Annotated in this window: 10 protein-coding genes, 1 other RNA gene and 1 pseudogene; 8 read left to right on the top strand and 4 right to left on the bottom strand. The window is 42.6% G+C overall.

Annotated features, from left to right (window positions below):
* Positions 1–7 precede the first annotated feature (7 nt).
* On the bottom strand, positions 8–1,276 hold the full coding sequence (locus RMB13_RS21600) for an exonuclease SbcCD subunit D C-terminal domain-containing protein (RefSeq protein ID WP_311086331.1): 1,269 nt from the start codon (positions 1,274–1,276) through the stop codon (positions 8–10).
* Between the two features lie 164 nt (positions 1,277–1,440).
* On the opposite strand from RMB13_RS21600, the gene RMB13_RS21595 reads away from it, so the two are divergent.
* Complete coding sequence (locus RMB13_RS21595) at positions 1,441–1,917, top strand: OsmC family protein (RefSeq protein ID WP_311086330.1); 477 nt, start codon at positions 1,441–1,443, stop codon at positions 1,915–1,917.
* A gap of 71 nt (positions 1,918–1,988) precedes the next feature.
* Here RMB13_RS21595 and RMB13_RS21590 read toward each other — a convergent pair whose 3' ends face one another.
* Positions 1,989–2,366 (bottom strand): VOC family protein, encoded by a 378-nt coding sequence (locus RMB13_RS21590; RefSeq protein WP_017391773.1) that lies wholly within the window; start codon positions 2,364–2,366, stop codon positions 1,989–1,991.
* Positions 2,367–2,746: 380 nt separating this feature from the next.
* On the opposite strand from RMB13_RS21590, the gene RMB13_RS21585 reads away from it, so the two are divergent.
* Positions 2,747–3,196 (top strand): ABZJ_00895 family protein, encoded by a 450-nt coding sequence (locus RMB13_RS21585; RefSeq protein WP_004641670.1) that lies wholly within the window; start codon positions 2,747–2,749, stop codon positions 3,194–3,196.
* Between the two features lie 86 nt (positions 3,197–3,282).
* Positions 3,283–4,188: a TIGR01777 family oxidoreductase gene (locus RMB13_RS21580; protein WP_311086329.1), complete on the top strand. Its 906-nt coding sequence runs from the start codon at positions 3,283–3,285 to the stop codon at positions 4,186–4,188.
* Here the strand turns inward: RMB13_RS21580 and RMB13_RS21575 are convergent.
* Together RMB13_RS21575 and hemB are read right to left on the bottom strand one after the other, a co-directional pair.
* Entirely contained in the window at positions 4,180–5,295 is a 1,116-nt protein-coding gene (locus tag RMB13_RS21575; RefSeq protein WP_311086328.1) for an FAD-dependent oxidoreductase, read from the bottom strand. The two genes, RMB13_RS21580 and RMB13_RS21575, sit on opposite strands and share 9 nt — an antisense overlap.
* Positions 5,296–5,320: 25 nt before the next feature.
* Positions 5,321–6,334 carry a porphobilinogen synthase gene (gene hemB, locus RMB13_RS21570; RefSeq protein WP_004641673.1) on the bottom strand — a complete coding sequence of 338 codons (1,014 nt, stop codon included), beginning with the start codon at positions 6,332–6,334 and terminating at the stop codon, positions 5,321–5,323.
* A gap of 142 nt (positions 6,335–6,476) precedes the next feature.
* Between hemB and RMB13_RS21565 the strand changes: the two genes are divergently transcribed.
* From RMB13_RS21565 to ssrA, 5 genes and pseudogenes are all read left to right on the top strand, one after another.
* Positions 6,477–6,974, top strand: a complete 498-nt coding sequence (locus RMB13_RS21565) for a thioesterase family protein (RefSeq protein WP_004641674.1) — start codon at positions 6,477–6,479, stop codon at positions 6,972–6,974.
* A 268-nt stretch (positions 6,975–7,242) separates the two neighbouring features.
* Positions 7,243–8,394, top strand: a complete 1,152-nt coding sequence (locus RMB13_RS21560; RefSeq protein ID WP_132071987.1) for an EmrA/EmrK family multidrug efflux transporter periplasmic adaptor subunit — start codon at positions 7,243–7,245, stop codon at positions 8,392–8,394.
* A gap of 6 nt (positions 8,395–8,400) precedes the next feature.
* Positions 8,401–9,927: a DHA2 family efflux MFS transporter permease subunit gene (locus RMB13_RS21555; protein ID WP_004641676.1), complete on the top strand. Its 1,527-nt coding sequence runs from the start codon at positions 8,401–8,403 to the stop codon at positions 9,925–9,927.
* A gap of 305 nt (positions 9,928–10,232) precedes the next feature.
* Positions 10,233–12,217: pseudogene (gene ggt / locus RMB13_RS21550) on the top strand (gamma-glutamyltransferase).
* 160 nt (positions 12,218–12,377) lie between these two features.
* Positions 12,378–12,736, top strand: a transfer-messenger RNA (tmRNA) gene (gene ssrA, locus RMB13_RS21545).
* Positions 12,737–12,939 lie beyond the last annotated feature (203 nt).

The raw sequence follows: 12,939 nt of genomic DNA, 5'->3' as shown, positions 1-12,939 counted from the left end.
CATGTCCTTAAGGGGTTGCATCATTTTCAAGATTTTTTTGTGCTTCTTGTACCAGACTCAGAAAATCTTTTAAGACGGCATCATCGGCACTGTAACCTTGTTTTTCCCAAATATTTTGAAAGAGTTTTTCTGGTGTTGGTGGTTCAAGTGCAATGTGCTGAGAGGTATCTGTGTCCGAAGCATCTTGGCTCACATATTGACGTGAAATACGCACTAAACGATAGCGGTCAGGTGGCAATGCGGTTTCAAACTGTTGACGTAAATTAGGCTGTGGTGGCGTTAAACTATAATATTCAATATCGACATATTCACGGTGGTCAATATTTTCAATCACGCCGTGTGGCAAAGCTTTGAGTTGTTGCAGCACTTCGTTTAACTCACCACGAATGCGATGTAATTGGATACAACGCGGAATTTCAACAGCTTCAAACTGCAAACGGTTGTCTGTCTCTTGAGCAGGGTCAATTTTGACTTCAACCACTTGGTGCTTATAGTTAATTTCACTAAAAGAAAGTGGAATAGGTGAGCCGCTATAACGAATGTGCGGTTGACCTACTTTTTGTGGTTTATGCAAATGCCCTAAAGCCACGTAATCAATTGCATCTTCAAATAAAGTCGTTGAAAGTGCCTCTTCATTACCAATAATAATTGGGCGTTCAGAGTCGGATGTTTCTCCACCTTGCATATGAGCATGCGACATTAAAATAAGCGCTTGCTCTGGTGTTTTACGACGTTTAGCTTCAGCAATGAGTTGTTCATGCAAATAGGCAATTGCATTTTTGCTATTGGTGGTATGTTCATTAAAGCCCGTAATTTCTGCCGAACGTAAAAAAGGTAGGGCAAGGCACCACGCCACAATTTCTTGATTTTGATTATAAATAGGTAAAAGCAGACGATCGAGATCTAGGGTTTTATCTTCGTTCCAACGAACCACGCCCACGGTTTTTGCATTGTATTTTTCTAATAGCGGTTCGACCTGTTCAATACGGTAGCCTGAGTCATGATTACCGGCAATCATAAGCGTTTGCATGTGCGGTGCAAGGCGATGTGCATCTGCTAAAAATTGATAGAGTTGTTTTTGTGCTTGTGAACCAGGATTAATCACATCAAAAATATCGCCGGCAATGAGCAGGGCATGCGGTTGTTTTTCTTGAATTTGAGTGAGTAACCAACTTAAAAATTGTTGGTGTTCGTAGTGACGTGAATGATTATAAAAAAACTGCCCCAAATGCCAGTCAGAAGTATGTAGAAAATGTACGGACATAGAAACAGACATCAAGCCAAAGTAAACACAGATACGTTAGCATAAATTGGCAGGAGATTTTATCAAGACATTTTAAAGTGCTCGATATTTAAGCCTACGCTGAAATCTGAATTAATTTTGTCACTTTAAACTTTGCTTTGTTACTATCAGTTCAAATAATGAATCTTGAGAATAAAATGACCATTCATGAATACGAAGTAAAAATACAGTGGGAAGGCAATACAGGAACTGGCACTTCTTCTTATCGTTCATATAAAAGAGACTTTAGTATTCAACATCCACAAAAAGCCACTATTCAAGGTTCATCAGACCCTGCCTATTTAGGCGATGTGACCAGATGGAACCCAGAAGATTTATTGGTTGCTTCTGCCTCAGCTTGTCATAAGCTTTGGTATTTACACCTGTGTGCAGTCAATCATATTCATGTGCTGAGTTATGTTGACCATGCACTTGGATTTATGGAAGATGCAGATCCAGTTAAACGCGGTCACTTTACTCAAATTACTTTAAGACCAGAAGTTATTTTAGAAAAAGGTGCTGACCAAGAGCTTGCTGCAAAATTGCATGGAGAAGCGCATCACGAATGTATGATTGCCAATTCGGTGAATTTCCCAATTACATGTGAAGCCAGTTTTAGCTTTGCCGAAGAATAAATAGTAAATAGCCACCGATAAAAATGCGGTGGCTATCAATTAAAAACGAATAAATTGGTTAAATAAGATCTTTAAGCAGCATTTTCATCGACTTGGAAAATACCAAAAACATTATGGTCTAAATCGACAAAGTAACCATGCCAAGCACGACCAGGAATGGCGAATTTATCCATAGCCACAATGCCACCTTGCGCTAAAATTTTTGCAGCAATTTCATCAAAGTTTTCGACTTGAACCGAACAAGTAAATGCATTGGTGCCATATTCCATTGGAGGCGTTTGAGCGGGACGTTTTAAGAGACCACCCATGATTGATGGTGTTTCTATACGGTAATATTCAATTGGTAAGCTTTCATCGAGTTTAAATTGCCAGCCAAACACAGCATGATAAAACTGCGCGTCTCGGGCAGGATTGGAAGACTGGATTTCAAAATAGGCAATCGTGTTCATATTATTTAAATCATATTTTTATGGTGTGAAAAGTATACGCATAGCGTTTATAGCCGAGAAAGAACTATTGTGTATGTTGAGCGTAAAATAAATGAAGGTGCCAGAAAATAAAAACCGACGATTCGAGTGATGAGAGAATCGTCGGTCAAAAACTTCATCAAGGGTTTCGGCTGCTAACAAAACCTAATCTGAAGGAAGAAAAGAGTCGTAATGAAAGGTCACCGATACAATTTTGCGGATGCCGTGCAAAGGAAGTATTCGGTTGCTGCGACCTTATTACCCTATATAACGTCAAGAGATTCGGATTGGTTGACAGAAAAATGAAAAAAAATCGAAAAAAATTTATAATTATTTTTTGAACCCATAAATTAGGCAAAAAGATGACCAAATTACGCTCTTACTTTCTCTGGTTTTTTGCTTTATGCATAGGACTCACCTTAATTGTAGGTGTGGTTGCAGCACTATTACCAGCGAGTGTAGGTGGTATTTTAACAGCCGTTCCATATTTAGGCGCAATGATTTTTGTCCTGTTTAAATTTTTAAAGAAGGAGCGCCGTGCACCAACTGTACAAGAAAAAAAGAAATTTACTTTAGGTTTTACCCTGATTTTTTGGGGCTATAACTTGTGTGGTGTTTTATTCGGCCTGTTTTTATTTGCAAGAAAAGACCCAGAGATTTTGCAGAACTTTATGCTTTACCTCAAACAGCCTCAGTTTTTAAGCATTATGCTCATTATGCTTTTAATGTTAGCGATCCCGCTTTATTTGATTACCTACTGGTTTTATGGGAAACAGGCACAGCGAATGGCAAGCAAAATGTTTAATGTGTAATAGATCACTACAGAAACCGCTACGATTAAATATAAATGATTCTTATATAATTAACTAAAACTTGTGTCCTCAGTTTTGGAGGAAATATGAATAAGAATGTATTAATCACTGGTGCTAGTGGCTTTATAGGAACTCATTTAATTAAGTTCCTACTACAAAAAAATTATAACGTGATTGCTGTGACACGGCAGGCTGGGAAGGAATCTGACCATCCTGCTTTACAGTGGGTACAAAAATTTGAAGATATTTCAACACGTCAAATTGACTATGTCGTGAATTTGGCGGGTGCAAATATTGGCGAAAAACGTTGGACCGAGTCACGTAAAAAACAATTGATTGAAAGCCGAGTAAACACGACCCGAAAACTGTATGCATGGCTCAAGCAGTCTGAAATTTTCCCAGAAGTGATTGTGTCTGGTTCTGCGATTGGTTATTACGGTATAGATGATCAAGAAAAGTGGGCAGTGGTATGCATAGAACAAAGCTCGCCACAGCCTATTTTTATGTCCGAGCTTTGCCAAGAGTGGGAACATGCAGCTTTAGCAGATCCTCAGCAAAATACTAAAATTATTCGTTTAGGTGTAGTGTTTGGGCAGGGCGGTGGCATCTTGCCTAAAATGTTGCTTCCAATTCGACTCAATTTAGTCGGTCAAATTGGTCACGGTCGTCAGCCTGTGGTTTGGGTACACATTAAAGACGTGTTAAACGCAATCGAGTTTATATTTAAGCATCCTCAATCTGCCCAAATTCACAATATCGTGGCACCAGAAAATGTGACTCAAAAGGTATTTGTTGAGCAAGCTGCACAGGTTTTAAATAAGAAACCACTGTTGTCAGCGCCAAGCACGGTTTTCCGCTGTTTGTTAGGGGAGCAATCGCAATTGATCTTAAATGGGCAATACGTTAAACCTGCTGCCTTACAAGCTGAAGGATTTGAGTTTGCATATCCTCAGTTAAAAATGGCTTTAGAGAATATACTCGCGTCAGGCTAAGATTTTATTTTGCAACCGCTCTGGTGAATATGCTTTGGCATCAACTAACGTTGGTTGTTCTAGCATAAGCTGACGGAGCAATTGTGCTGATCCTGCGCCCATGCATAAACCATTTCTAAAATGACCAAAGTTTGCCCAGAGGTTGTCCATTTCAGGCATTTTGCCAATGTACGGAACACCATTTGGTGAACTTGGTCTGAGTCCTGCCCAGCGATGTACAATTGGAAAATCTGCCAGTTCAGGCACCATTTCTAAACACGCTTCTAAAATATTGTGTTGGGTTGTTTCATCGGTAGACGTGTCGAAACCACGATGTGCCATGCTCGAACCACACACAATATGACCGTCCATACGTGGAATCAAATACATCACTCGATTCATACACATGGTCGGTAGCCAGTGAGCAGGGGTTTTAAATAACAACATTTGACCTTGAACAGGTTCGACTGGAATTTCGAGTTGTAATTGTGAGTTCCAGTAATGGCTCCAAGCGCCCGAAGTTATTACAAAATGATCTGCTGTATATTTGCGACCATCTTCAGTTTGTAGCGCCTGTATCACATCACCTTGTTGAATCAGTTTTTTAACAGCAGCGTGTTCGAAAAACTCAACATTTGGATGTTGTTTTAAATAGCTAATCAGCGACTGTAAAACGCGTGGATTGCGAATATTAGACAGTTCAGGGAAATAGATGGCTTGTTGAAACTGATCGGAAATATGCGGATTGACTTGCTCTAGCGCATCTCGCTGTAAATATTCACAGCGTTGCATCGGTTCTTGATGCTGCTCGGCGTAGGAAAGTCCGACGTCAAAATCTTCTTCATCAAAAATTAGCATGCCTGTGTCATGAATTTCAAAATCAATCCCTGTAACAGGGGAGAGTTTTTGGTTCCATGCTTGATAAGAGGCTTTACCAAATTGAGCGAGTTGGTTCACTGCATGCACATAGCGCCAAGGGTACATCGGAGAGAGAATGCCTCCGCCAGCCCAAGAGGCTGCTTGTCCCGCTTGTTGTTGATCAAAAATGCTGATGGTACAGCCTTGTTCAACCAACTCCAGCGCAGACATCAATCCACTAATGCCCGCGCCAATGATTGCAATATGCATGCAGTGTTATCCTTTCTCTGCGAACTTAGTTCATTTCCTTGAGTTTTTCGGCAGCAGTTTCTGCAAAGTAAGTCCAGATTCCATCTGCACCAGCACGGCGGCAGCACATGAGTGATTCTAAAATCACTGATTCTGATAACCAGCCATTTTGAATTGCGCCAGCTAACATCGCGTATTCGCCACTCACTTGGTAAATGAATGTCGGAACACCAAAGGTATCTTTCACTTCACGTACCACATCCAGATATGGCATGCCCGGTTTTACAATCACCATGTCGGCACCTTCTTGAATATCAAGTGCGATTTCATGTAAAGCTTCGGCACGGTTGGCAAAGTCCATCTGGTAGTTATATTTATTACCACCTTTTAGGTTGGATGCAGAGCCAACAGCATCACGGAACGGACCATAGAAGCTAGATGCATATTTCGCAGAGTAGGCCATGATGTTGGTATAGATGTGACCATTGGCTTCTAAAGCTTGACGAATAGCACCAATACGGCCATCCATCATGTCACTTGGTGCAACCACATCAGCACCTGCTTCAGCATGACTCAACGCTTGTTTAATCAAGCATTCTACAGTCTCGTCATTCAGCACATAACCAGTGTCATCAATAATGCCGTCTTGACCATGTGTGGTGTATGGGTCGAGTGCGCCATCAGTAATTAACACCATTTCTGGTAATTCTTTTTTAAGTAAACGGCACGTGGTTTGGACTAAACCATCTTCATGCCATGCAGCTTCTGCGGTCAGGCTTTTATCTTCTTGAGGCGTAACTGGAAAAAGAGCCAGTTTTGATACGCCTAATTCCAGAAGTCTTTCAGCTTTTTTCAGTAATAAATCTGCCGACAAACGCTGAATGTTTGGCATACTTGGAATATCTTGGGTCTGATTTTGTCCCGGTAATACAAATACTGGATAAATCAAGTGATTGGTAGTGAGCTGTGTTTCGCTGACCATCGCACGCAACTGGTCATTTTTACGAATACGGCGCATGCGAGTGGCTGGAAATGCAGGACGATTGAACGTATAAGTCATAACAATCTCGATGTTCGGTATTACACTAGGAGAGGTTGGCGGATATTCCATTACTGTCAACCGACTGCTGTATTGTAGCCCCATAATGCTGGATTTGTACAAAATTATGGGTGTTTATCATGCTTTTAAATTTAGGCAACGTATGAGTGATGAAAAGAAAAATTGGACTGGGAGCATTCATTTAGGTGCAAAAACTGACCTGAATGTAGTTCTTAAGCAATTATGTAAGGCGTTTAATAGCTCTCCTTTTTTTAAGCATAGTGGAATGATTATGCGTGTGGTGGACGGGCAGATTGAAGGCTATATCGAGATGCAACCCGACCTGATTGGCAATCTGGCATTTCAGATTTTGCATGGTGGAGTTGCTGCAACCTTGCTCGATAGCATTGGCGGTATTGTGGCAATGGAACACTTATATCGTCGTTCAACGCCGGAAACTCTAACCGAGACCATTAAGCAAGTATCGCGCTTGGCAACAGTCGATATGCGTGTAGATTATTTGGCGCCGGGGCGTGGTAAATACTTTATTGCCCGTGCCGAAGTTCTGCGTTTAGGTCGTAAAGGCTGCACCATGCGCATGACCATGGTCAATGATGAAGGCAAAGCAATTGCTGCGGGTATTGCTTCATACGCCTATTAAATTGCTCATTTAAGTAGTTAAAAAGCGCCAAGTGCGCTTTTTTTAGTGTTTGAAAAGCAGGAATTTTCACAAAAACTTTGAGATAAACATTAATTTAATTAGAACGAACGCATTAGTTATAATTTTTTATTCTCATATCATGAGGTTTTAGCGTTAAAATTAGCTCCTTTGACAATGCGGTATGTCTTGTTTATAGAAAAATAAAAACTCTATAACAAGGTGTAGTGCGAGATTGATGGCAAAGCCAACCCATCTTTAGGAACATACCATGACTGATGCACAAAGCAATGTACAAGAAACAGTGCCAACAACATCTGCCTCGGATGACAACAATCAAAACAAGCGCAAAAAATTTCTTGGTTTTTTTGCGCTGATTTTATTGATCGCCGCTATTTTATATGCAATCTGGGCATTATTTTTAAACAACTCCGTGAGTACGGATAATGCCTATGTCGGTGCAGAAACGGCTCAAATCACTTCAATGGTAAGCGGGCAGGTCGCTCAGGTTGTGGTAAAAGATACCCAAACAGTACATCGTGGTGACGTGCTGGTTCGTATTGATGATCGTGATGCCAAAATTGCACTGGCTCAAGCTGAGGCAGAACTCGCAAAAGCAAAACGCCAATACAAACAAACTGCGGCAAACAGTAGCTCTTTAAACTCTCAAGTTGTGGTACGTGCCGACGAAATTACCAGTGCCAAAGCTCAAGTTGCTCAAGCACAGGCCGACTACGACAGAGCTGCTTTAGAGCTGAATCGCCGTGCGCAACTTGCCGCGTCTGGTGCAGTGTCTAAAGAAGAACTCACTAAATCACAAAGTGCAGTTGAAACAGCCAAAGCAGGGCTAGAGCTTGCAAAAGCAGGTTTAGCGCAAGCATCTTCAAGCCGTAAAGCTGCCGAAAGCACTTTTGCAGCGAATGAAGCTTTAATTCAGGGTGTAAGCGAGACTTCAACACCCGATGTACAAGTTGCACAAGCACATGTTGAACAAGCTCAGCTTGATTTGGAACGTACCGTAATCCGTGCACCAGTTGATGGTGTGGTGACGCGTCGTAATATTCAAGTTGGCCAACGTGTTGCACCCGGTACCAGCATGATGATGATTGTGCCGCTCAACGATTTATATGTAGATGCGAACTTTAAAGAAAGTCAGTTGAAAAAAGTCCGTCCGGGTCAAATCGTCACACTTACTTCAGATTTATATGGTGATGATGTTGAATATCACGGCAAAGTGATGGGCTTCTCTGGTGGTACAGGCTCTGCCTTTGCCTTAATTCCGGCTCAAAATGCAACAGGTAACTGGATTAAAGTGGTTCAACGCTTACCAGTACGTATTGCACTTGACCCGAAAGAACTTGCTGAACACCCATTGCGTGTTGGCTTGTCGATGGAAGCAAAAGTCGACTTATCTGCGAAGTAAACGCTTATGAAAACGCAAACACCTTTTGCCGAGCTGAGCGGTGGCCGTTTATTACTGGCAGCGTTTGTTATTGCCTTGTCGAACTTTATGGTCGTACTCGATACGACCATTGCCAACGTATCTGTACCGCACATTACCGGTAACCTTGCTGTTTCCAGTACACAAGGGACATGGGTTGTTACCTCCTATGCAGTTGCAGAGGCGATTTGTGTACCCTTAACGGGTTGGCTTGCGGGCCGCTTTGGAACCGTCCGAGTCTTTATTTTTGGCCTGATTGGTTTTACCATTTTTTCTTTCTTGTGCGGCCTAGCAAACTCATTAGGAATGCTGGTGTTTTTCCGTATTGGACAAGGTCTATGCGGTGGCCCACTTATGCCGCTCAGCCAAACCTTGCTCATGCGTATTTTCCCTAAAGAAAAGCATGCACAGGCGATGGGCCTCTGGGCAATGACCACAGTCGTTGGACCAATTTTAGGACCAATTTTGGGTGGTCTGATTAGTGACAACCTGTCTTGGCACTGGATTTTCTTTATTAACATTCCGGTCGGCATTATTTGTGTTTTAGCGGCAATCCGTTTGCTCAAACCAGCCGAAACAGAAACGATTTCTTTAAGAATCGATACGGTCGGTTTAGGTTTGTTAATACTGTGGATTGGTGCGCTACAGCTCATGCTCGACTTAGGGCATGAACGCGATTGGTTTAACAGCACCAGCATTGTGGTACTCGCTTTAACCGCCGTCATTGGCTTTGTGGTGTTCCTCATATGGGAGCTGACCGATAAGCACCCCGTCGTGGATGTGAAGGTATTCAGGCATAGGGGCTTTGCAATTTCGGTACTGGCGCTGTCGCTGGGCTTTGGGGCGTTCTTCGGCAGTATTGTACTGATTCCGCAGTGGCTGCAAATGAACCTTTCCTATACCGCCACATGGGCCGGCTATTTAACCGCAACCATGGGCTTTGGTAGTTTGACTATGTCACCGATTGTGGCGAAGCTTTCGACCAAACATGACCCACGAGCACTTGCGAGTTTTGGCCTGATTTTGCTGGGTGCTGTGACCTTAATGCGGGCATTTTGGACCACAGATGCCGACTTTATGGCACTGGCGTGGCCACAAATCCTGCAAGGCTTTGCCGTACCGTTCTTCTTTATTCCACTGTCGAACATTGCTCTCGGTTCGGTGTTGCAGCAAGAAATTGCATCTGCTGCGGGCCTCATGAACTTTTTAAGAACCATGGCAGGGGCAATTGGTGCTTCAATTGCAGTCACGGTGTGGGACGACCACGCCAAAGTTGCGCGTAGTGAAATGGTGTCAAACCTAAATACTGCCGAAGTTCAAAATAACCTTTTGCAAAATGGTTTTACGGCTGACTCGACTTTAGGCATCATTTCAAACCTCGTTGATAAAGAAGCCATTACCATGTCGGCAAACCATGTGTTTTTACTGTTTGCGATGGTATTTGTCTTTGCGGGGTTGGTCATTTGGCTGTGTCCAAAACCCAAAGGGGACGTCGGCGGAATGCCTTCTCACTAGACATAAAAAAGCATCTCTTCGGAGGTGCTTTTTTTAGGTCCACTAAAAAATAAACTGCATCTGCAAATGGCAGATTTTGCCTGTATTTAGCGAAATAAAGCATGCCAGAATCGGGCAAATCAGTTATAAAAGAGTGTGATATCAAGCAAGGAGGCATAAGACGGGGCATAGGATAAAACGCCCTTAAATATTCAATATTATAAAACCTTATTTTTATCAAAGATTAAAAAAACTTAATACCTGAAAACAAAGAAGCTTGCATGGCAATTGCATGGATAGGCAGGCGTATATATTGGAGTTATCACGTGAATAAAAGATATTCATTTTTGTTCAGTAGTTTATTAGCAGTCGGTTTATTACAAGGATGTGGAGATGACTCTTCATCAGACCAGCCCAAGGATGATTCAAATACAACCCCGCCCAATTTAATTGTTGATAATGATCCCACCAGTTGTAGCAAGCTGGCACAAGACGGTTCAAGCGTGGTGGTCGGTTCAAATCAAAATGGTGACCCAGCCGCGCCTGAAGGTGCATCGGGTTATAGGCTTGGTAACACGGTTAAATACGCAGATAAATATATGGTGGTGGCAAACACCCACTTGCGGTAAAAGCGGGCTGTGATGTTTTAAGAGCAGGAGGTAGTGCAGTCGATGCAGCCATTGCCGTACAAGCGGTGCTGGGTTTGGTCGAACCACAGTCGAGCACGATTGCTGGTAGTGGTTTTATGATGTATTACGATGCCAAAACCAAAAAAGTCACGGCTTATGATGGTCGTGAAACCGCACCAGCCGCAGCCAATGAATATTATTTAATTCGCCAAGATATATATGACCCAAATTCACCTGCACCTGTACCAAGTGCGCGCCGTAGTGGTCGCTCGATTGGTGTGCCGGGTGTGATGCGTTTGCTTGAACAAGCACAACAGGAACATGGCAAGCTTAAGTGGAACCAGCTTTTTGGTGAAGCAATTGGTTTGGCTGACAATGGTTTCCGTATTCCGGGGCGTTTAGCAGATGCAATTGCAAACAATGCAAACAGCTTAGCGCTTGATGCAAATGCAATGGTAACCTATTTCTACCCAGATGGTTCACCTCGTAAAGTGGGTGAAACCATGACCAATAAAGCCTATGCAAAAACCCTAGAAGCACTTGCCACGCAAGGCGCAAATGCGTTGCACACGGGACCAATTGCTCAAGCGATTGTAGCGAAAGCAGCACAGACGTTAGGGGATGACCCAGCACGGACTCCAATTACTCCAAGCTTGATGACCTTGCAGGATTTATCGAACTATCAGGTTAAAAAACGCGACCCAATTTGTACCACTTACCGTGATCGTTACTATGTTTGCACTATGCCACCTCCATCTTCAGGAGGGATTGCGGTTGCGCAAACGCTAGGTATTTTAGAAAACTTTGATATGTCGCTCTATCCACCTAAGAACCCTGAAAACGAAGGCGGTGTGCCAGATGTGATGGGCGTGCATTTAGTGTCTGAGGCAGAACGTTTGGCCTACGCCGACCGTGACAAATATGTGGCAGATACTGACTTTGTTGCTTTACCAGCACAGGGTATTGCAAGCTTTATTGATAAAAATTACTTAAAACAACGTGCAGCACTGATTAACCCGAACCAAAGTATGGGCGTTGCGCCAGCGGGTAATTTCAACCCAGCTTCGGGTGTTGACACCACTGTTGAACACGGAACCACTCAGTTCACGATTGTAGATGCCTATGGCAATGTGGTTTCAATGACATCGACGGTTGAATCGAGCATGGGTTCATTCCACATGGTGGATGGTTTCTTGCTGTCAAATCAGTTAACTGACTTTAGCGCTAACCCGCTTGATAGCACTGGGGCACTGGTTGCCAACCGTGTAGAAGGGGGCAAACGCCCACGTAGTACCATGGCGCCAACTTTAGTGTTTAAAGGCACCACGCCAGATGAGTTTTATATGGCAACAGGTTCACCAGGTGGTGGCACAATCATTCAATATGTGGTTAAAACTTTGGTAGGGGCGCTGGACTGGAACTTAAATGCACAGCAAGCCACCTCGCTTGTAAACTTTGGTGCGACCAATAGTAAAAACACCAATGTTGATAGCTCGAATGTGCAGCTTTCTTTGCTTGATTTGATTGAAGGCTTAAAAGCAAAAGGGCACGGTGTTGCCAACACTGCGCAAACCAGTGGTATTTCAACGATTATGAAAGTAAACATTAATAATCAAAGCAAATACGCTGGTGGGGTAGACCCACGCCGTGAAGGTATTGTGCTAGGAAATGGTGCTTTATAGACCTAACTTAAAAAAAAGCTGTCATGTTTGGCAGCTTTTTTATGTGGCCCTTGAAAAAAACAAAAGACACTCAATTATGTAAATATGTTCATCAGTAGCGGACTGTTGATAAAATGCACAGTATTTTATTTTAGTTATGCTATGATGCTCATACATACATGGGGATGTTATTGGCTTCGACGCTGGTGATGAAACTCATAGATGCATGCCGAGAGCGCATTTTCTCTCGTAAATCAAATTTGCATATTTTAGTCGCAAACGACGAAACTTACGCTCTAGCTGCCTAAGGGCAGTTTGTCCGCTTCCTAGAATACTTGTGGTTTAGGAACCCGACCGTAGCGCACGCACACAAGTCCGTATAGAGTCAAGCCTCGGGGCTTTATACCAAACTTAGAGGATCGCAACTTGTACCCTGTTCGTCGGGTCACAAGGTGTTAAAACAATAGACGATATCTAAGCATGTAGTATTCTCGAGCGTAATGCTGGCGGACGCGGGTTCAACTCCCGCCATCTCCACCAAAATTCTCTATATAATTAAGCCACTTATCATAAGTGGCTTTTTTATTGACAGAATTTTGACAGGCTAGAGTTTATTATAATTTTTGCTATTTCTCATTTATTCTTGGATTTATATAATTAGGATTTTAAAAATGTGCTTTAGTTAAACATTTTTACTTATATTTTATGGATAAAGTGGAAATGTGTGATTAGATATATTTTGA

Origin of the sequence: Acinetobacter sp. V102_4 (assembly GCF_031799005.1) — a bacterium.
Taxonomy (GTDB): domain Bacteria; phylum Pseudomonadota; class Gammaproteobacteria; order Pseudomonadales; family Moraxellaceae; genus Acinetobacter; species Acinetobacter calcoaceticus.
This window is presented reverse-complemented; position numbering and strand designations above follow the sequence as displayed.